We start from the raw sequence: 24,755 nt of genomic DNA, 5'->3' as shown, positions 1-24,755 counted from the left end.
AATGGAACACAAACACAGCCTGCGGCTTCTTCTTTTGTTGGGTCTGTTGTCGGCCACCGCCATTGCGCTCGGCCTCTATGGCTGGAGCGGCCAGGTGCCGTTCACCGACAAAATTTACCTCGCCATTAGGACAATCGACGCCGGCGAAACCTATGAACTCCTCGCAGAACATCACGACGCCAATTGGGCGCTTGAGGCGGCGCGCTTTCTTGGCGTGATCGTCGGGCCGCTGGCAGTGTTTATCGTGTTTCTGGGGCTGTTCCGGCAAAATCTGATCCGCCTCGGCGCAGCCCTCAAGCGTGGCCACTTGATCGTGGTAGGTGACAGCGCCTTCGCCGACGATTTGAGCGAAGCGCCGGGCGCTTCGGTCGTGCATCTGCGCAGCTTGACTGATGCAGTACATTCGAGCGGTGGACTTGTCCGGCTGCCGTTCGCTGGCCCCCGCAATTTGCACTCCACAGGGGCCACGAAAGCGCAGGCGATCGTTGTTGCGCCCACCGATGACGCTAAGGCAATCGATCTCGCTTTGGCAGCCAAGCGGCATTACCCTCGCACCCAAGTCCATGTCAGAGCGCATGATTTCTGGCTTGCCGAAACTTTGCGCAATTTGCCCGGAGCCGAACGATTGAGTGCCTTTTCCGAACCCGGCCTGGCTGCGCGCTATGTTGTGCGCAGCTATCCGCCTTTTTTGCTGGCCAAAGATGCGGGCCAGCAGCGTGTCCATGCCATGCTGATGGGAGACGATGATTGGCTGGAAGCACTGATCTGCGAAATGATCCTCACTGCTCGCACGCTCACCTTCGGCAAGTTGATATTCAGCGCGCTTTGCGCAAACCCCGATGAATTTAGGGCACGGCTAGCGAGCCGCTATCCTGAGATCGAGGTGGAAGCGGATATCCACCTCCTTCCGGCGGGTTATCTCGATACCAGCACAAGCTTTGCCGGCAACATCGGGCGACTGGCCGAAAACGCGCCGGTGACAGCCGTTTACGTCTTGTTCGACGATGGCAGGCGTTCGCTCGCCACCGCTCTTTCGTTCGTTCCGCAAGCGCGCGAAGCTGTCTTTGCCGCGCCGGTTTTCGTGCTCCATGGCGCTCACGAGATCGACAGGCCGGCGCCCGGCAGCACGCTGAAGCCAAATGAAATCATAGCATTTGGCACCACTGCGGACATGATCGCGGCGAGCAGCTTTCTGGCCAAAGAAGATGATATTGCCGAGCGCGAATATCATCGAGCCTACTTGGCCACCTCGCCTAGCAATGGTCCCGCGTCGAAGCCTTGGGACGAGTTGGCAGAGGAATACCGCATTTCCAACCGCCGGGCCGTGGCTCACATCTATGCCAAGCTGTTCGAGGCTGGGTTCGACGTGCGTGCCTGGATGGCAAAGCATGACGTCTGGAAGAGCCTGCCTGCACTTGCCCCCGGCGAGTCATTGTACCGCAACCCGGCCGAACGCGAACGTCTGGCAGAACTTGAGCATGAGCGATGGATCGCCGACCGGCGCATCAGCGGCTGGCGCCATGGCGAGCCTCGCGACAATGTCCGCAAGCACCACCCGGATATAAAGCCTTTCGATCAACTCACCGAGGCGACGAAGGATTACGATCGGGCCTTCATTGGTCTGCTGGATAAAATCTTGAAGCGAAAAAAGGGCGGGTTGTCGAGGTCGCACTGAAAGACGTCTTTGTTTTGGCGGGTGTCGACGCTGAGTGTCAATCTGCGGGAGGGGGCAATGCCGCAAGAGGCGAAAGCGCGCGCGCAAAAGTACGCCGCGTTCATCAGCTATAGCCACAAAGATAAGAAATGGGGCGACTGGCTCCATAAAGCGCTGGAGAGCTATCGCGTTCCGAAGCGCCTCGCAGGCACTCAAGGGCGGAACGGCAAGATTCCACCTCGCGTCTTTCCGGTGTTTCGTGACCGGGAGGAATTGCCGTCTTCAGCGGATCTCAATGAACAGATCGTTGCAGCCCTTGATGCATCTGAATACCTCATCGTCATCTGTTCACCACGTGCGGTCACAAGCCGGTGGGTGAATGAGGAAATCCTCGCGTTCAAACGCAAGGGGCGGGAGAATCGGATTCTCGCCTTGGTCGTAGATGGCGTTCCAAATGCGGATGACGAGCCTGCGCTCGAAGACCTTCAGAAACCGGGCTTTGCAGCGGCCTTCGGCGTGGCACGGGATTATCCCAGAGAGTGTTTCCCGAGTGCTCTGAAATTTAAATTAGATGAGGAAGGTAACCTCGGGACCAGGCGGAATGAGCCGATAGCAGCCGACGTCCGTGCTGAAGGCGACGGCAAGGAGAATGCAAGGCTAAAATTGCTGGCTGGACTGCTCGGTGTTGGCTACGATGTCCTGCGTCAGCGTGAGCATGAGGCACAGCGGCGACGCATGCGCCGGGCGGCGGCGCTCTCGGGGGCTATCGCATTGTCCTTGACGGCGCTGCTTGTGCTGTCGCTATTCGCTCTCGTCGATTCTGAAACCACCCGCAACAGCGCTTTGATCGCCCAGTCGCAGTTCCTGGCGAGGGACGCCGATACGGCGACCACGTCCGGTGATGCGGGACTCGGAATGATGCTTGCGCTGCAAGCGCTGCCGGAAAAGATCTCGGCGCCATCCCGCCCCCTGAAACGGGAAGCGCTGGCTGCTCTGAGCCATGCTTGGAGAGATATGCATGAAATCGGGCAGATCAATGTTGGTGAGCCGCTGGTCGGTGGTGGTTATTTGACCGACAGCCGCATAGTTGTGACGGGCTCGGCCAAAGGTACCGTGACGGTGTGGGACATTGTGCACGGACAGCGCATCCTCGCTATGGCGCACCCCGGTGCGAAGATTCTCTCGGTCGCACCGTCGTCGGACGGCAAGCGTATTGTCGCGGTGTATGACGACAAATCCGTCTGCATTTGGGATACCGCAACCGGGCGCAAGCTGTCGGTGATCACTGGATTCCTTGTGAATGCGAGCTATGCCAGCTTCTCACCCGACGACAAGTGGATCGCGATTTCAAGTTGGGACGAGGCCACGATTCGCAATGCCGCGACCGGAAAGGTCCTTGTCGTCCTGCGCGGCCATGACGGCCAAATCAAGTCTGTCGTGTTCTCGCCAGACGGCACGCGTGTGGTGACCGCTTCTAGCGATGCGACTGCACGAGTGTGGGACGCGAGATCGGGTCAGCAGATCGCTGTGTTGCGAGGCCACGACGAAGGGTTGACGTTTGCTGACTTTTCGCCAGATGGAGGATCCATCGTCACTGCATCATGGGATCATTCGGCTCGCACTTGGGATGCAAGAACCGGCAAAGCCCGCGTCGTAATGCGTGGACATGAGGCTGAGGTTGTTTCGGCCCGCTTTTCGTCCGACGGCCGGCAGATCGTTACCGCCTCGCGCGACACCACTGCCCGAATCTGGACGGCGTCGACGGGAATTGCGCTTCTGGTGTTGCGCGGGCACACAGGCGGCGTCAGTTCGGCAGAATGGTCTGCCGATGGCACGCGCGTGATCACGGCATCGGACGACGGAACCGTCCGCATATGGTCGGATCCCGGAGTATTCGTCACGGGCGAAAAGATCAACTTTGCTGGGTGGTCCGCCGACGGACGCCGCGTTGCGACCGCATCAATGGACGGAACGGCACAGATCTGGGATGCCCGCACAGGCAAAGTGATACGCGTACTCGGCAGTCAAGGCGTGATGATCAACACCGCGCTGTTCTCGTCCGACGGGGCCCGCGTCGTCACGACCGGATTTGACTCGTCGTTGGCGGGCAGCGTTCGTGTATGGGATGCCGCAACCGGGCGACAGTTGCTGTCCTATCCCGGCGGGTATTTCGGATCCGCCGTATTCTCCGCTGATGGAACCACGATCGCCGCCACCCGCACCGACAACACCATCGTGGTCTTCGACGCCGCCACCGGACGTACGGCCCTTACCTTGAAAACGGGTAATGCCGCTGCGACCTTTACAGCAATTTCTCCGAACGGCCGTCACATCGCCGGAGCTTCTACGGATGGAAACATCCGCATTTGGGACCGCTCCAGCGGCCAACTCTTGAAAGTCCTCCGCGGGCATCTCGGCCGTGTGAATGGGGTGGCCTATTCGCCAGACTCCCGGCGCTTGGCGAGCGCAGGCGAAGACGAGACGGCGCGGATTTGGGATGCTGCTACCGGCACGCAAATCTCGATTCTGCACCAAACGGCGCAGGTCTATCGCGCCGCGTTCTCGCCCGATGGAACACGGGTTGTCACTGCGTCCGGTGACAAGACCGCGACCGTTTGGGATGTTGCGACGGGAAAGAAGCTCGACATTCTACGCGGCCATGTCGATGTCGTGTCGAGCGCCGCCTTCGCGGTGGATAACGACCATATCCTCACAGCATCCTGGGACGGTACATTCCGCAAGTGGGATCCCATTCCGCGCTGCCAGACACTGATCGATGCCAGCCGTCGACGCATTGCCCGTTCTGGTCGCGCACTCACGTCCTCCGAACGAAGCCAATACTTCCTTACTGGTACCCCGGTTCTGCGCTTCTCGCAGTGGTTCGAACCTATCAAACCGCTCTATCGCTGGATGGTGCCGGCGATGGGCGACACATGTCAATGAAGGTCAGAAGATGAAACGGCCGCTCCAATTTATTGCCTATTCCTGCGGTGCCTTGATTTTGTGCTCCGCGACGGCAGACACGATGATGACACAGTTGAAACCCGGATACTGGAAAATGGTAAGCCGAATGCGGATCGACGCGAAACTGCCGATGGACGGGGTGCCGGCCGATATGGCCGCGTACCTGAAGTCGTTGGGATACAACAACGAAGTTATCCGAACCGACTATTTCTGCACCAACGGCGATGTGTCGAAAATCGTGGCGGACAAGATGCCGGCTAACTGCAAGTCCAAGCCGTTCAAATTCGGTGAACGCAGCTTTGATGCCGAATTCACCTGTGCTGGAAACACCTCGCGCATACATATGACCATCGATGCGCCCGAGCATTACAACATGACAATTACGGGGACGGGCGAAAACGTTTCGATGTACAGCAAGGCCGATGTCACATTCGTATCCACCAACTGTCCGAAAGAGAGCAAATCAGATCCGATGCCAAGTTTCGACGCGTTCCTCAAAGACTCGCACAGGGTCAAGCCTGGACACTGGGAAGCAAGTGTGAGCTATACATCCAACATAAAAGAGGTGACGCAGCGTGTCATTCCGCGGCTGCCGGAAGACAAGCGAGCGGCGGTGCAGGAACAGTTCGACAATTTGATAGCTCTAATTAACAGTAACCACGATTTTCACGACTGTATTTCCGGCGAGCTCGAACGGGGCCTCATGGAGGCGAAGTTGAACGATGACTGCCCTCTTTCCAAACCTCGCATCAAAGGCGATACAATTATCGCGGATGGCGTTTGCAAAACGCCGGGGGCGACGTTTTCCGCCGAACTCACGCGCCAAGACAGTGAGCATTATTCCATAAAGGTGTTCCAAACGGTGCCTGCAGGGGCGGAGACCATAACAATGTCCGGGGTGCTCAAATCGCATTATGTTTCGCAAGACTGTCCTGCTGCAGGCATGACAACACCTCCGGCTGGGGCGGCGATCGACACAAAGCAATAGAGGCACATTGGTATGGGCCAACCCACGCTAAGTATCGCAGGTTTTGTCCTGTTTGGTGCGCAGGGGAAGCTAAGAGTGCAAACTGGCTGTGACCAGAGCCCCCGAATCTCATCAGCGACCAAATCCCTATGATCGACGAATCCAGTCTTGGCTTGGTGGTATGGCGGTTGGTATTGCGCTTGTAGCCCAGGGGAAAAGTCAATAACTACAACGCTAACTCAACCCAGTTGACCATCGAGTGGGAGTGAGGTTCGTTCGCGGGTTGGCACGATAAAGAGGGTGGAAAGCTACGCGTGGTCTTTTTTCGCGGCTGCTTTGCCGGCCCGAGGGGCCTTCGTTCTTCCGCGCGTGCGGTCTTTATTATTATTGGCGCTGCTGAGAGACGTCCCAATCCGCTTGCGGTTGCGAAGGGATTCGAACCCGGCGGCCATGAATTCGGACATTCTTTCACGAACAGCCTGAAGGTCGTCTGAGGAGCACAGCCCATCCGAAAGCCGATCAATGCGCCCTGTCCGCGCCAAGGATTGAGAATAAGCCCCCGACGTGAACTGAAAGCCCCACAGAATGTCCCGCCGGTCGACACCCGGTAAGGCTTTCTGCAAAATGTCGATCAGGCGCAGCACGACGGGATCGAAGGACATCTGCATCTTCTGAGCACCGAAGCCGGGCGCATTGTTGATCTGCGCGAAGAGACGTCCGAAATTGCGCAACCCTTCTCCGCCTTTGATGAAATCATCGAACGCGCTGTCGTAGTAAGCCTTCAGGGCCCCTTCGACGGTGGGACGATCTCCAACCTTGGCCTCATAGGCATCGAGCGCCCGTATGCGGGAGGCGGCGGTTCCCTGGATCCGGCGCTCCCAGACAGCATCAAACAAACCCTGCTTGCCGTCGAAGTAATAAAGGATGAGTGCGGAGTGCACCCCGATTTTCTCGGCCACATCCTTGATGGTCACGCCGGAATAGCCGTGAACCGAGAAGAGCTCCTCGGCCACATCGAGAATCTGTTTGATGGCTTCTGCCCGCTGTTCCGCTTTGGTGCGGTGGGCTTTGGGACGCGATTTTGCAGGCATAAAACACCGTGGGCAAAGCGAAAAGGCAGTGCTCGTCCTTTTCGCGAGCAACGTATTCCTTGGTCCGGCGCTTGGTCAAGTTAACCGGAACCCGCGGATAGCCGCGACCAAAAAGTCATTCAACCGCGATTGAATAACATTGACCCCCTGTCACGGCCGCATTAAGCTCCTGGCTGCGGTGAACGTGCTGGCATCGTGATGACGGTGCCCGGAATTCGGGTTGTTGGAGTCGGGCGCTTCTCAAACATCATGGATGCAGCGGCAATGAGCGGTAATTCGTCCCCATCGGCAGCGCAAAGCGGCCATTCCTCCGTAACGCCGCCGGCCGCGCCCGTATCCAGGCGGGCTTGGCTCGTCCTGGCCATGCTGATCGTCGTCTACGTTCTGAATTACCTGTGCCGCTTCTTGCCCGCGGTACTCGCCAAACCGATCGAAGAGACGCTCCACATCACCGACGGTCAGTTCGGCCTTATTACCGGCTTCTATTTTGCATTGTTTTATACGCTTATTTCCCTTCCGATCGGCTTTCTCGCCGACAAGACGTCGCGATCGAAGGTTCTGGCGTGCGGCTGTGCGATCTGGAGCGTGGCCACGGCGGCGTGCGGCTTTGCGGTGAATTTCATTCAGTTTGCCGCGTCCTATATGGCGGTCGGCTTCGGCGAGGCCGGAGGTGTTCCCCCGTCGTACGCGCTCATTTCGGACTATTTCCCGCCAGGCAAGCGTGGGACAGCTCTCGGCCTTTTCAACCTCGGTATGCCGATCGGAGCATCGCTTGCCATCGCTTTCGGTGCCGCCATCGCCGCCGCTTTCGGCTGGGAAACGGCATTCCGGGGGCTTGGCGTAATCGGGCTAGTCGCGGTCGTCGGGATCCTCGTGATCGTGAAGGAGCCCAAGCGCGGCGGATTGGATCCTGTTTCGGCCCAGCAAACGAAGAAGTCGGGTTTCCGGGAGACCCTTTTCTCGTTTTTCTCGCGACGGTCCCTGGTCGTCGCCGCCCTGGCCGGCGGCATTACGCAGATCATCACCGCGGGCGTTGGCGCCTTCGCCATTCTGTTCATGATGCGTGAAAAAGGCATGACTCTCGGTCAGGTCGCGGTCTGGTACGCACTGATGGTGGTGATCGTGATGAGCGCTGGCCTGTTTGTCGCGGGCCGCTCGGTCGACAGGTTCACGCGGGGCTCGAAACGAGCCTACGGCTTGGTGCCCGCTGTTTCGCTCATGGTCTCCCTGCCGTTTTACATCTCGTTTGTGATGGCGCCGACCTGGCCGATCGCCTTGGTGTGCCTGGCGGGGTGCATGTTCGTGAATTTCTTCTATCTGCCGTCGGTGATTACCTTTGTGCAGCAGGAAGTGCGTCCGGATCAGCGCGCCTTGTCGGGCGCCCTGATGTTGGCCACGATGAATCTCATCGGCATCGGGCTTGGCCCAACCTTTATCGGCGTCGCTAGCGACTATTTCCACGCGATCTCCCCGCAGCATTCGTTGCAGTACGCGTTCTTGGCGCTGCTGCCGTGCAGTGTCTTGGCTATCGCGTTGTTCTACTGGCTGTCGCGCATCCTGGCGGGTGATGGCCGCAAAGCTGGAGAAGCCGTCTGATGAATCCGTTTCGACATTCGGGGTTGTCGAGCACGAAGCTCGCCGCGATCCGGCCTGAGCTTCAGAGGTTCATCGATCGCGGCGAGCTTGCCGGCGTCGTGACCCTCGTCTCGCACCACGGCGATATCGTCAGTGCCGACGCTCTCGGCTGGAGCAATCTCGAAGAGCGGGTTCCGATGCAGCAAGACACGCTCTTCCGTATCGCCTCGATGACAAAGCCGGTCACCTCGGTGGCGGCGCTCATGCTCATCGAAGAGGGAAAGCTTGCGCTCGACGCTCCCGTCACGCGCTGGGTGCCTGAGCTTGGCCGCCGGCGGGTGCTCAAGGATCCTGCGGGTCCTTTGGACGACACGGTTCCCGCACATCGCGAGATCACGATCGAAGATCTGATGACCCACCGTTCGGGGATATCTTACGGCTTTCTCTGCGACGGCCCCATCAAGGCGGCCTACGACGCGGCGATTGATGACCCCGCGATGAACCGTCTCACGCCCGACGAATGGCTGGCTGGGCTCGGCACCCTGCCGCTGGTGTGCCAGCCTGGCGAGCGCTTCCAGTATGGGCAATCGAGCGATGTTCTGGGTTTCCTGATTGGACGCGTCGAGGGCAAGCCCTTCCGCGAAGTCTTACGCGAGCGGATTTTCGCCCCACTTGGAATGTCCGACACCGACTTCTGGCTGCCGCAATCCAAGCGGCATCGGCTGGCCAGCGTATACCGCTATGACGCCAAATCGGATCGTCTCACCAAGGTCGACTTGCCGATGTATGACAAGCCACCGGCCTATACCCCCGGCGGCAGCGGATTGATCTCCTCGGCTCCCGACTTTCACCGGTTTGCGCGCATGCTGCTGAACGAAGGCGTGTTGGATGGTGTGCGCTTGCTGAAGCCGGAGACCGTGCGTCTGATGCGCACCAACCGCCTGACGCCGGAACAGCGCAAACTGCCGTTTCTCGGAATGCCGTTGTGGCAGAAGTCCGGCTTCGGGCTTGGTTTCGCATTGATCGAAGACCCCATCGACAATGTCTATGGTTGCGGCCGGGCGGGTTCGATGAATTGGCCGGGGATATTCGGGACATGGTGGCAGGCCGATCCGGTCGAAGACATCGTGATGCTCTACTTCATTCAGCACCAGGTGCCGGTGACGGCGGATTCGGGAGCAACAATCGCAACCGGCAGAGGAGCTGCCGGGCGGCGTGGGCTTCCGATCTTCCAGCATGGCGTCTATGCCGCGCTGGGACACCAGGAAGAAGACACTCTTGAGGGAGCCGAGCGATGAGTCGCGCTATTCGTCGTCTGACCGCTTCAGCCGTCGCGGTTGTTTGTCTTTCCTTCACCGGTTTGAGCGCCGCAACGCCACCGGTCGTGAACGCTCCTGCCGGTACGCTGGAAGGGGCGGGCGAGGATGCCGTCAACGTCTTCAAGGGTATTCCTTATGCCTTGCCGCCGGTCGGTCCCTTGCGCTGGAAAGCACCGGTCGAGATGCCGCGCTGGACTGGCGTCAAGCGCGCCACGGATTTCGGCAATGCCTGCATGCAACCGCATAGCAAGGCGGCCGTCAGCATTTACTCGGCCGATGTCGGTCCGCTGAGCGAAGATTGCCTGACATTGAATGTCTGGGCCCCGGCAGATGCGAAGAACGCGCCGGTGTTATTCTGGATCCACGGAGGCTCTTTGACCGGCGGGTCAAGCCAATATCCGCTTTTCATGGGTTCCAAGCTGGCAGCCCGTGGCGTCGTCGTCGTGACGATAAACTATCGTCTCGGCGTCTTCGGCTGGTTGGCGCATCCCGGACTCAGCGCCGAATCTCCGCTCAATATTTCCGGCAATTATGGTCTTCTCGATCAGATCGAGGCGCTCAAATGGGTGAAGCGTAATATCGCCGCGTTCGGCGGCGATCCCGCCAACGTCACCATTATCGGTGAGTCCGCGGGTGGTCTGTCCGTCATGTATCTGATGGCGTCGCCGGCGGCACGCGGCCTGTTCGCCAAGGCGATTTCGCAAAGCGGCTACATGATATCAACGCCCGAGTTGAAGCAGGCGAAATACGGGGCGCCATCCTCCGAGCAGATCGGCGTCAATCTCACCACGGCCCTGCATGTGCCGGACATGGCTGCGCTGAGAACGATGGACGCGGATAAACTGTTGGAGGGCTCCGTCGCGGCCGGCTTCCTGACCATCGGCGCCGTTGACGGCCATATCCTGCCGCGTCAGCTCGTCGATACCTTCGCCAAAGGCGAACAGGCGCCCGTGCCGCTTCTGGCTGGATTCAACAGTGGTGAAGTGCGCTCGCTTCCGGTGCTTCTGCCGCCGCCGCCGCCACCCTCCGCAGCGGATTACGAGGCGATCATTCGGGATCGCTACCAGGATCTGGCCGAAGATTTCCTGCGCCTCTACCCCAGCAGCAATGTGCGGGAGAGCATGCTCGCCACCACGCGCGATGCATTTTACGGCTGGACGGCCGAGCGGATGGTAAGGAACCAGACGGCTTTGGGGCAACCCGCGTTCCTTTATATCTGGGACCACGGCTATCCCGCCGCGGATGCGGCCGGTCTGCACGCCTTCCACTCCAGCGAAGTGCCGTATGTGTTTGGAGATCTCCAGCGCGTCCCGATGTACTGGCCGAAAATCCCGCCAACGACAAAGGAGCGGGAAATGTCTGATGCCATGATGGGCTATTGGATCAGTTTCGCGCGCACCGGACAGCCGGAAGCGGCGAACGCACCGGCATGGCCTTCCTACGGGTCCGCTTCGGCCTTCATGGCATTTCAGGAAGTGCCCAGGGTGTCCGCGCATCTCATGCGAGGCATGTACGATCTTGTCGAGCAGGTGGTCTGCCGCCGCCATGCGAGTGGCGATCAGGCCTGGAGCTGGAATGTGGGCATCGTCGCGCCCAAGCTTCCTCCGAAAACGGCAGCTTGCAACTAAGCGAGGCTGCAATGGAGGTCGGTCAACCAGCACCAGTCGGCAAGCGTGCCTGGCTGGTGTTGGGCATGCTCTGCTTCGTCTACGTCATCAATTTCCTGGACCGGCAGTTGATGCCCATACTGGCAAAGCCGATCCAGGACACGATGCACTTCAGCGACGGGCAACTCGGGCTGATCGGCGGTTTCTATTTCGCGCTCGTCTACTGCTTTATCTCGATCCCGATTGGATACCTGGCCGACAAGACCTCGAGGTCCAAAGTTCTCGCAGCCTCGTGCGCAATCTGGAGCGCGGCAACGATGTCGTGCGGGCTGGCAGCCAACTATCTGCAATTTGCCATCGCGCGCATGACGGTCGGCTTCGGGGAGGCGGGCGGTGTACCTCCATCCTATGCGATCATCTCGGACTACTTCCCTCGAAGCCGCCGCGGCCTTGCGCTCGGCATCTTCAACACCGGTCCGGGAATTGGGGCCGCTTTGGGTGTGGCATTCGGGGCCTCGATCGCCGCCGCCTATAGTTGGCGATATGCCTTTATTGTGCTTGGCGGCGTCGGCATTCTCGCGGCGATCGCAGTTCTCGTGATCGTGCGCGAGCCTGTGCGGGGCGGTCTCGACCCTGTCCCGGCTTATCCCGTGAAAAAGGGGAGTTTTTGGGAAACTTTCGCGATGTTCTTTTCGCGGAAGCCTCTTGTGCTCGCCGCGCTCGGAGGCGGCGCCACCCAGATCATCACCTATGGGCTACAGAATTTCGCCGTGCTCTTTCTGATGCGCGAGAAGGGCATGACCCTTGGCGAGGTTGCCGTTTATTATTCACTGGTGGTTCTGGTTGGAATGACTGGAGCCATGGTGATTGGTGGCGCGATGGTGGACCGTCTCGCGAGGCATTCGAAAGCGGCTTATGCCTTGATCCCTGGCGTGGCGCTGGTCTTGGCGGTTCCCTTTTTCATTGCCTTCGTTACGTCGCCGACATGGAGCAGTGCCTGCTGGTTCCTGGTCGTCGCGGTATTTCTGAACCATTTCTTCCTGTCGTCCAACGTTACGCTTGTGCAGCAGGAAGTGCGGCCCGATCAACGCGTCATGTCCGGTGCGTTGTTGCTTCTGGTGATGAACTTCATCGGTCTCGGCCTTGGTCCGACGTACGTTGGGGCAGTCAGCGACGCTCTGCGCGCTAGTCATCCTGGACAGTCCTTGCAGGTTGCCCTGTTCACCCTGGTGCCGTTTTACCTTGTGGCTATTTCGCTTTTCCTGGTTTTGGCGCGCGTGCTGCGGCGGGAGAGCCGCAAGCCAACGCACTTGGTAGGAGAGTTCGTCGAATGATCTCGATTCGCCATCTGGCCGCTTCGGCCGTTGCCGCGGTTTATCTTTCCTTCTCCGGTGCCGCGAGCCCGCCGATCGTGAAGGCGCCGGTCGGAACGCTTCAGGGGCAGAGCGAGGACGGCCTTAATGTGTTCAAGGGCATTCCCTACGCAGTGCCGCCGGTCGGTCAATTGCGCTGGAAACCCCCGGTGGAGATGCCGCGCTGGAATGGCGTCAAGCACGCGATGCAGTACGGCAATGCCTGCATGCAGCCCGTCAGCAAGGGCCCTCCCACCATGTACACGGCCGATCCGGGTCCGCTGAGCGAAGATTGCCTGGTGCTGAATGTATGGGCTCCGGCCGGCGCCAAGAACCTGCCGGTGTTCTTTTACATCCACGGCGGCAACTTGATCGGCGGCTCGGGTCATTACCCCGTATTCTCGGGTTCGAAGATGGCCGCCCGTGGCATCATCGTCGTGACGATCAATTATCGCCTCGGCGTCCTCGGCTATCTGGCGCATCCCGAACTCAGTGCCGAATCTCCCTTCGGCATTTCGGGCAATTACGGTCTGCTCGACCAGATCGAGGCGCTCAAATGGGTGAAACGCAACATCGCTTCGTTCGGTGGAGATGCAAGCAATGTGACCATCGCGGGCCAGTCGGCGGGGGCGCTCTCGGTCGAGTTCCTGATGGCCTCGCCGATGGCGCGCGGCCTGTTCGCCAAGGCCATCGCGGAAAGCGGCTACATGTTTACGGCGCCTGAGCTGAAGCAGACCAAATTCGGTACGCCGTCTGCCGAGCAGCTCGGTGTCAATCTCACCACGGCGTTGCATGTGCCCGATATCAAGGCGCTCCGGGCGATGGACGCGCGGCAGTTGGTGGATGGTTCCATCGCGGCGGGCTATCCGACGGCCGGTACCATCGACGGTCATATTCTGCTGCGCCAGCTCGTCGACACCTTTGCCAAGGGGGAGCAGGCGCCCGTACCGCTGATGGCCGGATTGACCAGCGGCGAGGTCCGTTCGCTTCCGATCCTTCTGCCGCCGAAACCAGCAGCTTCCGCAGCGGAGTATGAATCCACCATTCGGGACCGCTATCAGGATCTGGCCGACGATTTCCTGCGTCTCTATCCCAGCAGCAATATGCAGGAGAGCACGCTGGCCGCCATCCGCGACGCCGTCTTCAGCTGGCCGATGGAGAAGATGGTGAAATCCCAGACGGCACTGGGGCAGCCGGCATACCTCTATTACTGGGACCACGGCTATCCCGCCGCGGATGCAGCCGGCGTGCATGCCTCCCACTCCGCTGAAATTCCCTACATGTTCGGGACACTCGATCATCTCGGGCCCTACTGGCCGAAAATGCCCAACAGTCCACAGGAGTGGGCGCTCTCGGATGCCGTGATCGGCTACTGGACCAGTTTTGCCCGCTCGGGCAAGCCGCAGGCGGCGAAAGCACCGGACTGGCCTGCCTACGGTTCCACGGCCGCCTATATGGAATTCCAGGACGTGCCCAAGGCCGCTACGCACTTCATGCCGGGCATGTACCGTCTTATGGACGAGGTGGTTTGCCGCCGCCATGCCAACGGCCAGCCCTGGCTCTGGACTGCCGGGATTTCCGCACCGAAACTCCCTCCCATGACGGCGGAGTGCCGCTGAGCAGTCAGAGTCGGAAGCCATAAAAGAGCGCCCGGAGGATATCCGGGCGCTAAGTTTTCGACGATGACGACGTGGAGATCACATGGTCAGGCGGGTTGCCCGACATGCAGGGCTCGAGGGAGGAGGCGGTTTTCCAGGGCTTGGCGTTCGAGGTCTTCGCGGTAGTCGGGATGGGCCAGCGAGATCATGGCGCGAACGCGCTCGGGGATCGATTTACCCTTGAGATTGACCATGCCGTATTCGGTGACGACGTACATGACGTCGGATCGCGGCGTGGTGACGATATTTCCCCGCGTCAGATCCAGCACGATGCGGCTCTTGCGGACGCCCTTCTTTTCGAAAACCGACGACATGCAAATGAACGACTTGCCGCCCTTCGACGCGTAGGCGCCGCGCACGTACTGCAATTGCCCCCCGGTTCCGGAGATGTGGCGATGCCCGTCGGACTCCGACGCCGCTTGGCCTTGCAGGTCCATCTGGGTCGTCGAGTTGATGGAGAATGCCTTGTCGTTCTGCATGATGTAGTGCGGCAGGTTGGTGTAATCGACCGGACAGCACAGCATGTCGGGATTGCCGTCGAGCGCGTCGTACATCAGCCTCGAGCCCAGCCCGAAGGTGAAGGCCGACTTGCCGGGATCGAGCTTTTTGCGGGCGCCGGTCACGACGCCCGCCTTGTAGAGTTCGATCAGCCCGTCGGTCAGCATCTCGGTATGGATGCCGAGGTCCTTGGCGCCGGAATCCTTCAAGAGAGAACAGACCGCGTTGGGCATGCCGCCGATGCCGATTTGCAGGCAGGCGCCGTCCTCGATTTCCGCGGCGATACGCCGGGCGATGGCCCGGTCGATGTCGGACACCGGCGGCGCCTTCAGCTCGAACAACGGGGCGTTGTCGCCCTCGATGATGTAATCGACTTCGCTGATGTGAACGGCATTATCGATGCCGCAGACATGGGGAACGGCCGTCGACGTTTCGACGATCACGGTCCTCGCCCGTTCGATGATGGCGCGATTCCAAGTGTTGGTGGGGCCGAAGTTGAAATTGCCGTCGGCGTCGGCGGGGCGAACCTTCAGCACCACGATATCGATCGGATCGATGAAGCGGCGGTAGTAATCCGGCACTTCGCCGAGATTGAGCGGAATGTAGTGGCAGATGCCCGCATCCGACTTCTTGCGCTCGTAGGTATTGTAATGCCAGCTATACCAGTGGAAGTGCTCGGCGTGCGGATCGGCTTCCAGCATCGCACGTGGCTCGAAGCCCTGGCTGCAGCGGATATTGACCTCGGCAAGCTCGCGGACGCGCGCCGCAAGGGCCTTGTCGAACACATCGGGCTGGCTGAGGCAGGCGCCGAAATCGAGCCAATGACCGGACTTCACCAGGGCCGCTGCATCGGCGGCTGAGATTTTTTTGGCGGATTGATACGCAGTACGCATGGGAGTGTCTTTCTACAGGCGGTTTTTCTTCGGTTTTTTGGGGTGAGCTTGGCCTCGCTTCGGGTCCAGCAAACTGATCGTGCGAAAACAAAAATGCCGGCCGCCGGCTGTTTTCGCAGCGCGGCGACCGGCCATGATCACGGTCAGAATACTTTCAGGAGACGGATGCCGTATTGGCGGGGCGGGCCGCCCCAGGCGAGGTTGGCATTCATCGCCGCGACATAGTGCGAGTCGGTCAGGTTCGTTCCGTAGGCGGTGACGATGTACTCGCCGTGCTGCCACGACAGCTGGGCATTGATCAGATTGCGGACACCGATCCGGTCGCCGTAGTTGCGATTGTCGAACAGCGTCGCCCACTGCGGACCGGTATGCGAGTAGCTGATGCGCGGCGTGAGTGCGTCGCCTCCGCCGATATCGAACTTGTACTCGACGCCGATGTTGGCCGTCAGACTCGGCGCCATCGACTGCGGGTGGCCCTTCAGGTTATGGCAGGTGCTGTTTCCGAGATGATCGAACGAGCGCCATCCGTCGGCGATGCCATACGCGCCGTAATAGGCTTGGTAAGCCTGGAAGTTCGGACCGGTCACGGGATCGCACGGCAGCGGGAGCGCCCCGAAGGTCGTATTATACACGCTCGGCGCTCTCGGATCGGTGGTCCAGAACTCGCCGACCGAACTGTGCAGCCAGCCAAGTCCGGCATTGATCGACAGATTGCCGAAGATCGCCTCGAACTCGGCTTCGTAGCCGTACATGATGGTCGAATTGGTGGTGTTCTTTTCGTAGAAAATGGTCGGATAGTCGGGGTAGCCGATCGAGACCTGGAAGTGATCGTAGGTGTTGTAATAGGCGTCGACCTGGGCCCGCAGATGCCCGTCCAACCAGACACCCTTATAGCCCGCCTCATACGACATGACCCGTTCCGGGCCGAACGGGGGCGTGCCTGTCTTGGTGTCCTGCGAGGCAGCCGTGATCGGAACGTTCAAGCCGCCAGGCTTGTAGCCGGTGGCGACGAAGCCGTAGACGTAGTGGTTTTCGTTGATCGTCCAGTTGAGCGCCGCCTTGTAGTCGAAGGAATACGACTTGGTGCTCTGCCTTGAAAGAAGTGGAATCGGCTGGTGGGTCGCCGGGTCGATGGGGCTGTCGGCCTGGGTAATGTCGAGATCGTTCTTGGTGCGCTGCGTCGACCAGCGGAAGCCGAATTCGGCGTCGAGTCCCCAGATCAGCTTGCTTTTGATCTGGCCGAAAACCGCCCAAGCCGCCTGCGGGTTGGAGCCTTGCATCTTGAACTGCGTGGGGGTTGCCGGAACCCCGTCCAGCGGGTCGCCGTGCGGTACTGCGCCGGCCGGTGTGTCGACCACCAGGCTCCACGGCTTGGGATAGTTGTACCGGTCGGCTTGCGCGAAGGCGCCAAGAACCCAGGTGACCCGCTGATCGCTCGGGGAGATGATGTTGATTTCCTGGGTCCAGATGCTTTCGTTGACGCGATCGTACCAGAGCACATTCTTCCGGCGGGATGACGTGGCCGTATCGAAGTACGTGATGAGGCTGCCGTTGTCGGTGCCGTCCAGATCGGTCTGATACATCGTGCTGCCGATCTGGTACGACGTGATCGAGCGGATGACCGTGCCGTCTCCGAGCGTATAGTCGATCTTCAAGTTGCTCCGCGTGAACTTGTCGAGGCCTTTGTTGGTGTCGTTGGCCGTGAACTTCAGCGGATCGCCGGTGTACTGCGGATTGGGTGTCGTGCTGTTGCAGCCGATGGCGTAGGGGCTGCCGACGATGGTCGAGTTGTTATTGGCGGCAATATAGGTCGCCGGCGTGTAGTTCCTGCAGAGATTGTAGTACGGACCGGCCGCATAACCGCCGTTGTCCAAATAGCCCACGTCGGTCTTGAACAGGATCGACCATCTGTCGTTGGGCTTCCACAGCAGGCTGAGGCGCCCAGCGACGTGTTGAAGGGCGCTCAGGCCCTTGTAGTTGGCGCCGTTGTTGGTGACCTCGTAGAACGGATCTCGACGCTCGACGTAGGCCGCGACGCGCGCCGCGAAAGTGTCGGAGATCGGAATGTTGACCGCGCCTTGCGCGCCGACGTCGCCATAGGTGCCGACATTGGCCATCACGTAGCCGTCGTAGCTTCCCCCGACGTTCGGATTGTTGGTCGTGACGAACACGGCGCCGCCGGTGGCGTTCTGGCCGACGAAGGTGCCTTGCGGTCCGCGCAGCACTTCGATGGCCGCGATGTCGTAATAGGGCTCTTCGGTGATGTAGCCGGGGAAGGTCGGCGTGCCGTCGCGATAGGTAATCACGCCCGACAACGTCGCCGTATTGTGCTCGCCCTTGCCGATGCCGCGGATGTTGAAGTTGATGCCTTGGCCGAAGTTGTTGATGGTGATCTGCGGCGCAACGAACTGCAGGTCGTCGACTTTGACGACGCTCTTGTTCGACAACTGCTCGCCGGTGATGACCGACGCCGAGATCGACGTCTGCATCAGATTTTCGCTGCGGCGCTGTGCGGTAACGGTCACCGTCTCCAGCATCTGAGCGTCTTCGTTTTTATTGGTCTGAGCCCAAGCTGAGCCTGCCCAGTTGATCGCAAGCGCAGATGCGCTGAGCAACAATGCGTAGGTTTTCATGAGTTCCCCTTCACTCTTCGTTATCTAGGCGTTTCCTCGTGCACTCTTCGGCGCATCGCGAGCGCTCTCGCGCATGGTGTCACACTGCCACAAAATCACTAGACATTCAATAGCGATTGAATATCTTGCTCAACTTAGGTTGAACATTTTGCAGTCGACCGATTAAGAAAGAAATCCTCGCTGCACCGCAAAAGGGAAACCGCATCAGCCGGCGAAATTGCAGCGCTGCGAACCCAAGATGGGAAGGAGATGCACGTGATAGATTTGAGTGGGCGGGTTGCCATCGTTACTGGTGCTGGCGGCGGTTTGGGGCGCAGTTATGCGCTGCTGCTGGCGCAGCGCGGCGCCCGCGTGGTGGTCAACGATCTCGGTGATGGCGCCGAGAAGGTTGCCGAGGAAATCGCTGCGGCCGGTGGCGAAGCGCAGGCGGCCAGATGCTCGGTGACCGATGTCGCTGGCGTCCAGGCGATGGTCGAGCGGGCCGTCAAGGACTGGAAGCGGGTCGACATCCTCATCAACAACGCCGGTATCGTTCGCGACAAGTCGTTTGCCAAGATCGCGCTCGACGACTTCCGTCTGATTTTCGAAATCCATGTCATGGGCGCCGTCACCTGCACCAAAGCCGTGTGGGAAACGATGCGCGAGCAGAAGTACGGCCGCATCGTCATGACGACGTCGTCCTCAGGCCTCTATGGCAATTTCGGCCAATCGAATTACAGCGTTGCCAAACTCGGCCTGGTCGGGTTGATGCAGACGCTGGCCATCGAGGGCGCCAAGTACGGCATCCATGTGAATGCGATCGCGCCGACGGCCGCCACCGGGATGACCCAGGGCATCTGGCCCGAAGAGCAGTTGAATCTCATACGGCCCGAATTCGTCGCCCCCGGCATTCTGGCGCTGGTCCGCGAGGAGGCGCCGACGCGTGCGATTCTCTGCGCCGGCGCCGGCAGCTTCGAAGCCGCGAACATCACCATGACCAAGGGCATTCACGTCGCCGGAGATCCCCCGTCGGCGGAAGAAATCGTGGCGCGCTGGCCGGACGTTGTGGACCGCACGAACGAATCCGTGCCGGCCTATGCCTTCGCCCAGAGCGAACTTGAACTGAAAAAGGCGGGCTACGTCGCCCCCGAAAAGAAAGGCGCTTGAGATGAGCCGTGATGCCGTAATCGTTTCCGCCGCCCGCACGCCGATCGGCCGTGCCTACAAAGGCGCCTTCAATGCCACACCGGCACCGTCGCTTGCCGCGCACGCCGTGCGCGCCGCGGTGTCCCGCGCCAAGATCGATCCTGCCGAGATCGACGATTGCATCTGTGGCTGCGCGCTCACCCAAGGCGAACAGGACATGATCGGACGCCAAGTTGCTCTGGCTTCGGGACTGCCTGTCACGGTTCCCGCCATGACGGTCGAACGGCAATGCTCGTCGGGCTTGATGGCGATTGCCACCGGCGCCAAGGAGATCGTCTTCGACCGCATGGATGTCGTCGTCGCCGCAGGCGTCGAGTCGATTTCGCGGGTGCAAACCAAGGAGTTGCGTATCATCTATGATCCGGCGCTCCTGGCGCAGCGGCCGACCTTCGCTTTGCCGATGATCGACACGGCCGAGATCGTCTCCAGGCGCTATGGCATCAGCCGGGACGCGCAGGACGCGTATGCGCTCCAGTCGCAGCAGCGCGTTGCCGCTGCCCAGGCGGCGGGTCTTTTCGATGCCGAAATCGTTCCCGTCCGCGCCACCAAGATCGTGACGGACAAGGCGACGGGTGCGATCTCGATGCAAGAGGTGGTGCTCGAGAAGGACGAGGGCAATCGTCCCGAAACCACTCTTGAAAGCCTGAAGGGTCTGAAGCCCGTTCGCGAAAACGGTTGCGTCACCGCCGGCAATGCCAGCCAGTTATCCGATGGCGCTTCGGCCTGCGTGTTGATGGAAGGTGGGCTTGCCGTCAAACGCGGGCTGAAGCCGCTGGGGCGGTATTGCGGCATGGCGGTGGCCGGTGTCGATCCGGACGAGATGGGCATCGGTCCGGTCTTCGCGGTTCCCAAGCTTCTCAAGCGCCATGGTCTCAAAGTCGAGGATATCGGGCTTTGGGAAGTCAACGAAGCGTTCGCCGCGATTGTCCTGGCTTGCCAGCGCCGGCTCGAAATTCCCAACGAGCTCATCAATGTCGATGGCGGAGCCATTGCGGTCGGCCATCCGTATGGCATGTCCGGCAATCGTCTCACCTTGCATGCCTTGATCGAAGGCAAACGCCGCGGCGCCAAATACGTCGTGGTGACGATGTGCATCGGCGGCGGCCAGGGCGCTGCCGGCCTGTTCGAAGTCCTGTAGCGGCTTTGGGGTGAGTGCGCCGCGTGGTCCCGCAGAGTCCCGTCCCTCTGGCACAAGGCCACTCACCCCGATCCACCTGAGGAGATTTTTGTCCATGACCGAAATCGTCATTGCTTCCGCCGCCCGTACTCCGATCGGTTCCTTCAATGGTGCTTTTGCCGCGGTATCGGCTGTGCGCCTCGGCGAAGTCGCCATCCGTGCCGCGCTCGAGCGCGCCGGAATCTCCCCGAATGATGTTGATGAGGTGATCCTGGGTCATGTTCTGGCGGCCGGGCAGGGGCAGAACCCGGCACGTCAGACCGCGCTCGCGGCCGGGTTGCCCGCCCATTCGACCGCAATCGGAATCAACCAGGTTTGCGGGTCCGGCTTGCGCGCCGTTGCGCTCGCCTCCCAGGCCGTCGCGGCGGGCGATGCGTCCATTGTGGTGGCCGGCGGCCAGGAATCGATGAGCCAGTCGGTTCATGCCGTGCATCTGCGTGGCGGCATCAAGATGGGTGCCGGCGAGTTGACCGACACCATGATCAAAGACGGCCTTTGGGACGCATTCAATAACGTCCACATGGGCATCACTGCCGAGAATGTCGCCCGGCATTACGGCATTAGCCGCGCCGATCAGGATGTGTTCGCCTTGGCTTCCCAGGAGAAAGCCGCGGCCGCGATATCCGCCGGACGTTTTCAGCCGGAAATCGTTCCCGTCACCATCAAGGGACGCAAGGGCGATACTATCGTCGACAAGGACGAATACCCGAAGCCCGAGACCACGCTGGAAGCTTTGTCCAAGCTTCGTCCGGCCTTCGCCAAGGATGGCACGGTGACGGCGGGCAATGCCTCCGGCATCAACGATGGTGCGGCGGCCGTAGTGGTGATGACCGCAGCGGAAGCGATAAAACGCGGCATCGCACCTCTGGCACGCATCGTGTCGTGGGCAACGGCTGGCGTCGATCCGGCGGTGATGGGCACGGGCCCTATTCCGGCAACCCGCAAAGCCCTCGCCAAGGCGGGCTGGAGTGTTGCCGATCTCGATCTGATCGAAGCGAACGAGGCATTTGCGGCGCAGGCGCTGGCGGTGACGCGCGAGCTGGAGTTCGATCCCGCGAAGGTCAACGTCAATGGCGGCGCTATCGCGCTTGGCCATCCGATCGGTGCATCGGGTGCGCGCGTTCTCGTCACCTTGCTGCACGAAATGCGCCGTGCCGGCGCGAAAAAGGGTCTTGCCACGCTTTGCATCGGCGGCGGTATGGGCATCGCGCTCTGCGTCGAAGCCTGTTGAGCAAACCGGAACAACTCATGAAGGCGTTCGGCTGAAGCCGCGCCAAGGAGGACAAAATGACTATCGAACGCGTAGGAGTCATCGGCGCCGGTCAGATGGGCGGCGGTATTGCGCACGTTCTGGCATTGGCGGGATATGACGTGTCGCTGTCGGACGTGAACTCAAGCTTGATCGACAAGGCCATCGGGGCGATCCGCAAGAATATGGGCCGTCAGGCCGGGCGCGATATCATCAAGGAGACCGACATCGAACCGGCGATCGCGCGGATCAAGCCGGTTGTCGAACTGGGTGGTCTCGCCGATTGCGATCTGGTGATCGAGTCGGTGGTCGAGAACGACGCCGTGAAAAAGTCCATCTTCCAGGAGTTGGCAAAAATCCTGAAGCCGGAGACCATTATCGCCACCAACACCTCGTGCATTTCGGTGACGCGGCTCGCGGCTGCATCGGGACGCCCCGAGCGTTTCATCGGACTGCACTTCTTCAATCCGGTTCCGATGATGAAATTGGTGGAAGTGATCCGCGGAATTGCCACGGCGGACGCCACTTATGAGGCTGTGCTCGCGGTGGTGCGGCGGGTCGGCAAAACTCCGGCCGAAGCCGGTGATTTCCCAGGTTTTATCGTCAACCGTATCCTTCTGCCGCTGATCAACGAAGCCGTCTACACGCTTTACGAAGGTGTCGGGACCATCGAAGCGATCGACACCTGCATGAAGCTTGGCGCCAACCACCCGATGGGCCCGCTGCAACTGGCCGACTTCATCGGCCTCGATACGTTGCTCTATGCCATGGAAGTGATGCACACGGGTCTCGGTGATTCCAAATATCGGCCTTGTCCGCTGCTGATTAAATATGTCGAAGCCGGCTGGCACGGCCGCAAAACGGGCCGCGGTTTCTACGATTACCACGGCGAACAGCCGGTCCCGACGCGATAAGCCAGACACATGACGTTGAACGGAAAGCGTGGTCTCGTTTTCGGGATCGCCAATCAAGACAGCATTGCCTACGGCTGTGCCAGAGCGTTTCGTCGCGAAGGTGCCGATCTGGCCATAACCTATCTCAATGCCAAGGCGGAGCCGTATGTCCGTCCTCTTGCGGAGAAGCTGGACGCTACGATCATCGAGCCGCTCGATCTTCGCATTCCTGGACAGATCGAGGCGGTGTTCGACCGCGTCCGTACCGAATGGGGCCGCCTCGATTTTCTGGTTCACTCGGTCGCGTTTTCGCCCAAAGAAGATCTTCTGGGCCGTCTGGTGGATAGTTCGTTCGCTGGCTTCAGCCTGGCGATGGACATCTCCTGTCATTCTTTCGTTCGCATGGCGAGGTTGGCGGAGCCGCTCATGGATCGGGGCGGCTCTCTTGTCACCATGTCGTATTTGGGCGCCGAAAGGGTCATTCCCGCCTACGGCATGATGGGACCGGTCAAAGCGGCATTGGAGGCTTGCACGCGCTATATGGCGGCCGAGTTGGGCGGAAAAGGTATTCGCGTGAACGCCATTTCACCGGGGCCGATAAAAACGCGAGCCGCGAGCGGCGTGAAAAACTTCGAGACCACGCTTGACTACGCGAGGCAGCAGACGCCGCTTAAGCACATGGCGGATATCGACGATGTCGGCAATCTTGCGGCATTTCTAGTCGGCGACGGAGCGCGCGCTATCACCGGCGAAGTTTGCTATGTCGACGGCGGCTACAACATCTTGGGTGCGTAGCCAGGTGGCATTCCCTTCCGGCGACCGCTAATCGCCTGTCCAATCGGGGCGACCATCCACTTGCCGGTCGTTCCCGCCGAAAACACAAAGTCAAAGGTTCATTTGGCTACCGTCACGTTGCCTTCGGAATCGTGGCGTTCCGCGAAAAGCGGTTTTTCCTTCAACTCTCCGTTGCCATCGAAGCGATATTCGCCGTTGGCTCCGATCCAGGCGGGCTTGTATCGGACGGTGAATGCTAGATCGAGCGGGTTCAATGTTCCTGTGATCCTGACCGCGTTCGCCAGGATTTGAAGCGCGTCATAGCCTTGCGCCGCCGACGTATCGGGGTCTCGGCCGTAGCGGGCCCGAAAGGCCGCTACGAATTTCCGGTTCTCCGGCGTTTTGGCGGCAACGTTGTAGAGACGGATAAACGTGGTGTTCCGCAAGTCCGCGGCGGAGATGCCGGCAAAATCGCTGCTCCGGTCGCAGGCAACCAGAATAGGCGCTGTGATACCGACGCGACGGGCCTGGCGCAGAAACGCAGCCGTATTCGCATCGTTTCCGGACGAGAACATGATGACGTCGACCTTGATCCCCTTCAGTTGATTGACTGTCAGGCGGAAGTCTGGGCGGCCGGCAGGATAAGGGGCTTGATAAACCAATTCACTCCCGAGCGCGTCCTGGGCGATGCGATACTGATAGGCAATGTCCTGGCCGTAGGCGTCGCCCTCCCAGACCATCGCGTACTTCTGCGGGTTACGGCCCGACGGGGAGGAAACGGCAAGGAACCGTGAAATCTGGTCGGTGGCCTGAACGGTGCGGACGATATATTTGTAGCCATGAGAGGTCATGGCCCGGTTGTTGGCATTCACGGCAAAGTGCAAAAGCCGACTGGCTTCCAGAATCTGCGAGGCTCGTATGGCGACGCCGTCTTCATAATAGCCGATGACGGCGCTCATCTCGGGCGTATTGGCGAATTCGAGGGCGACGTCGCGCGCCGTCCTCCAATCGTTCTTGTCGTCGCGGATCACCAAGCGGATCGGCGGGATGCCCGGAATCTTGCGGGCATTGATCTCGTCTCGTGCCAGAGTCAGTCCATCAACCATGCCGTCCTGTTCCTCCGCGATCGGCCAACTTATGCCGACCACCAGTTCGTCATGGTGCTTTTCGAGATAGGCGAACCGATGCGCGCCCATTTTCTGCGGCGACGTCCACTGCGGCATCAAAAGAAGGACCAACGCCACCAGCGCCACCAGCCCCGCCGCC

General features: G+C 60.3%; 17 protein-coding genes. 13 read left to right on the top strand and 4 right to left on the bottom strand.

Annotated features, from left to right (window positions below):
• Position 1: 1 nt before the first annotated feature.
• From FHS84_RS18960 to FHS84_RS18950, 3 genes are read left to right on the top strand one after another with little or no spacing between them, the layout of a single operon-like run.
• Positions 2–1,675 (top strand): RyR domain-containing protein, encoded by a 1,674-nt coding sequence (locus tag FHS84_RS18960; protein ID WP_166937111.1) that lies wholly within the window; start codon positions 2–4, stop codon positions 1,673–1,675.
• 57 nt (positions 1,676–1,732) lie between these two features.
• A complete protein-coding gene (locus FHS84_RS18955; RefSeq protein WP_166937110.1) occupies positions 1,733–4,597 on the top strand; it encodes a TIR domain-containing protein in 2,865 nt (954 codons plus the stop codon).
• 10 nt (positions 4,598–4,607) lie between these two features.
• A complete protein-coding gene (locus FHS84_RS18950) occupies positions 4,608–5,606 on the top strand; it encodes a DUF3617 domain-containing protein (protein ID WP_166937109.1) in 999 nt (332 codons plus the stop codon).
• A 287-nt stretch (positions 5,607–5,893) separates the two neighbouring features.
• Here the strand turns inward: FHS84_RS18950 and FHS84_RS18945 are convergent, their stop codons facing one another.
• Entirely contained in the window at positions 5,894–6,676 is a 783-nt protein-coding gene (locus FHS84_RS18945; RefSeq protein WP_166937108.1) for a TetR family transcriptional regulator, read from the bottom strand.
• 363 nt (positions 6,677–7,039) lie between these two features.
• On the opposite strand from FHS84_RS18945, the gene FHS84_RS18940 reads away from it, so the two are divergent.
• From FHS84_RS18940 to FHS84_RS18920, 5 genes are read left to right on the top strand one after another with little or no spacing between them, the layout of a single operon-like run.
• Complete coding sequence (locus tag FHS84_RS18940; RefSeq protein WP_208393972.1) at positions 7,040–8,272, top strand: spinster family MFS transporter; 1,233 nt, start codon at positions 7,040–7,042, stop codon at positions 8,270–8,272.
• Positions 8,272–9,549 (top strand): serine hydrolase domain-containing protein, encoded by a 1,278-nt coding sequence (locus FHS84_RS18935; RefSeq protein ID WP_166937107.1) that lies wholly within the window; start codon positions 8,272–8,274, stop codon positions 9,547–9,549. Before FHS84_RS18940 ends, FHS84_RS18935 begins: the two co-directional genes overlap by 1 nt.
• A complete protein-coding gene (locus FHS84_RS18930; RefSeq protein WP_166937106.1) occupies positions 9,546–11,198 on the top strand; it encodes a carboxylesterase/lipase family protein in 1,653 nt (550 codons plus the stop codon). The genes FHS84_RS18935 and FHS84_RS18930 overlap by 4 nt, the downstream gene beginning before the upstream one ends.
• Before the next feature lie 11 nt (positions 11,199–11,209).
• A complete protein-coding gene (locus tag FHS84_RS18925; protein WP_166937105.1) occupies positions 11,210–12,511 on the top strand; it encodes a spinster family MFS transporter in 1,302 nt (433 codons plus the stop codon).
• Positions 12,508–14,148, top strand: coding sequence for a carboxylesterase/lipase family protein (locus tag FHS84_RS18920; protein ID WP_166937104.1), 1,641 nt, complete (start codon positions 12,508–12,510; stop codon positions 14,146–14,148). The genes FHS84_RS18925 and FHS84_RS18920 overlap by 4 nt, the downstream gene beginning before the upstream one ends.
• Positions 14,149–14,234: 86 nt before the next feature.
• On the opposite strand, the gene FHS84_RS18915 is transcribed toward FHS84_RS18920, so the two are convergent.
• Both FHS84_RS18915 and FHS84_RS18910 read right to left on the bottom strand, forming a co-directional pair.
• The gene (locus tag FHS84_RS18915) at positions 14,235–15,578 is read right to left on the bottom strand and encodes an acetyl-CoA hydrolase/transferase family protein (protein WP_166937103.1); all 1,344 of its coding nucleotides are present in this window, start codon (positions 15,576–15,578) and stop codon (positions 14,235–14,237) included.
• Between the two features lie 143 nt (positions 15,579–15,721).
• Complete coding sequence (locus FHS84_RS18910; protein ID WP_166937102.1) at positions 15,722–18,211, bottom strand: TonB-dependent receptor; 2,490 nt, start codon at positions 18,209–18,211, stop codon at positions 15,722–15,724.
• A 249-nt stretch (positions 18,212–18,460) separates the two neighbouring features.
• Here FHS84_RS18910 and FHS84_RS18905 point away from each other — a divergent pair, with 249 nt between their 5' ends.
• The 5 genes from FHS84_RS18905 to fabI all read left to right on the top strand — a co-directional run bounded on the left by FHS84_RS18905 (position 18,461) and on the right by fabI (position 23,510).
• The gene (locus tag FHS84_RS18905) at positions 18,461–19,357 is read left to right on the top strand and encodes an SDR family NAD(P)-dependent oxidoreductase (protein WP_166937101.1); all 897 of its coding nucleotides are present in this window, start codon (positions 18,461–18,463) and stop codon (positions 19,355–19,357) included.
• 1 nt (position 19,358) lies between these two features.
• Positions 19,359–20,534: an acetyl-CoA C-acyltransferase gene (locus tag FHS84_RS18900; protein WP_166937100.1), complete on the top strand. Its 1,176-nt coding sequence runs from the start codon at positions 19,359–19,361 to the stop codon at positions 20,532–20,534.
• Between the two features lie 94 nt (positions 20,535–20,628).
• Positions 20,629–21,804, top strand: a complete 1,176-nt coding sequence (locus tag FHS84_RS18895; protein WP_166937099.1) for an acetyl-CoA C-acetyltransferase — start codon at positions 20,629–20,631, stop codon at positions 21,802–21,804.
• A gap of 56 nt (positions 21,805–21,860) precedes the next feature.
• Positions 21,861–22,736 (top strand): 3-hydroxybutyryl-CoA dehydrogenase, encoded by an 876-nt coding sequence (locus tag FHS84_RS18890; RefSeq protein WP_166937098.1) that lies wholly within the window; start codon positions 21,861–21,863, stop codon positions 22,734–22,736.
• A gap of 9 nt (positions 22,737–22,745) precedes the next feature.
• A complete protein-coding gene (gene fabI, locus FHS84_RS18885; protein WP_166937097.1) occupies positions 22,746–23,510 on the top strand; it encodes an enoyl-ACP reductase FabI in 765 nt (254 codons plus the stop codon).
• A gap of 98 nt (positions 23,511–23,608) precedes the next feature.
• Here the strand turns inward: fabI and FHS84_RS18880 are convergent, their stop codons facing one another.
• A complete protein-coding gene (locus FHS84_RS18880) occupies positions 23,609–24,742 on the bottom strand; it encodes an ABC transporter substrate-binding protein (RefSeq protein WP_166937096.1) in 1,134 nt (377 codons plus the stop codon).
• Positions 24,743–24,755 lie beyond the last annotated feature (13 nt).

This window comes from Rhizomicrobium electricum, from assembly GCF_011762045.1.
Taxonomy (GTDB): domain Bacteria; phylum Pseudomonadota; class Alphaproteobacteria; order Micropepsales; family Micropepsaceae; genus Rhizomicrobium; species Rhizomicrobium electricum.
This window is presented reverse-complemented; position numbering and strand designations above follow the sequence as displayed.

What these genes read in the sequence shown, in the direction of transcription:
- FHS84_RS18930 (WP_166937106.1), top strand. Translation starts at nt 9,546, where the DNA reads ATGAGTCGCGCTATTCGTCGTCTGACCGCTTCAGCCGTCGCGGTTGTT.
- FHS84_RS18960 (WP_166937111.1), top strand. Translation starts at nt 2, where the DNA reads ATGGAACACAAACACAGCCTGCGGCTTCTTCTTTTGTTGGGTCTGTTG.
- FHS84_RS18920 (WP_166937104.1), top strand. Translation starts at nt 12,508, where the DNA reads ATGATCTCGATTCGCCATCTGGCCGCTTCGGCCGTTGCCGCGGTTTAT.
- FHS84_RS18955 (WP_166937110.1), top strand. Translation starts at nt 1,733, where the DNA reads ATGCCGCAAGAGGCGAAAGCGCGCGCGCAAAAGTACGCCGCGTTCATC.
- FHS84_RS18900 (WP_166937100.1), top strand. Translation starts at nt 19,359, where the DNA reads ATGAGCCGTGATGCCGTAATCGTTTCCGCCGCCCGCACGCCGATCGGC.
- FHS84_RS18925 (WP_166937105.1), top strand. Translation starts at nt 11,210, where the DNA reads ATGGAGGTCGGTCAACCAGCACCAGTCGGCAAGCGTGCCTGGCTGGTG.
- FHS84_RS18935 (WP_166937107.1), top strand. Translation starts at nt 8,272, where the DNA reads ATGAATCCGTTTCGACATTCGGGGTTGTCGAGCACGAAGCTCGCCGCG.
- FHS84_RS18910 (WP_166937102.1), bottom strand. Translation starts at nt 18,211, where the DNA reads ATGAAAACCTACGCATTGTTGCTCAGCGCATCTGCGCTTGCGATCAAC.
- FHS84_RS18890 (WP_166937098.1), top strand. Translation starts at nt 21,861, where the DNA reads ATGACTATCGAACGCGTAGGAGTCATCGGCGCCGGTCAGATGGGCGGC.
- FHS84_RS18905 (WP_166937101.1), top strand. Translation starts at nt 18,461, where the DNA reads ATGCACGTGATAGATTTGAGTGGGCGGGTTGCCATCGTTACTGGTGCT.
- fabI (WP_166937097.1), top strand. Translation starts at nt 22,746, where the DNA reads ATGACGTTGAACGGAAAGCGTGGTCTCGTTTTCGGGATCGCCAATCAA.
- FHS84_RS18940 (WP_208393972.1), top strand. Translation starts at nt 7,040, where the DNA reads ATGCTGATCGTCGTCTACGTTCTGAATTACCTGTGCCGCTTCTTGCCC.
- FHS84_RS18895 (WP_166937099.1), top strand. Translation starts at nt 20,629, where the DNA reads ATGACCGAAATCGTCATTGCTTCCGCCGCCCGTACTCCGATCGGTTCC.
- FHS84_RS18950 (WP_166937109.1), top strand. Translation starts at nt 4,608, where the DNA reads ATGAAACGGCCGCTCCAATTTATTGCCTATTCCTGCGGTGCCTTGATT.
- FHS84_RS18915 (WP_166937103.1), bottom strand. Translation starts at nt 15,578, where the DNA reads ATGCGTACTGCGTATCAATCCGCCAAAAAAATCTCAGCCGCCGATGCA.
- FHS84_RS18945 (WP_166937108.1), bottom strand. Translation starts at nt 6,676, where the DNA reads ATGCCTGCAAAATCGCGTCCCAAAGCCCACCGCACCAAAGCGGAACAG.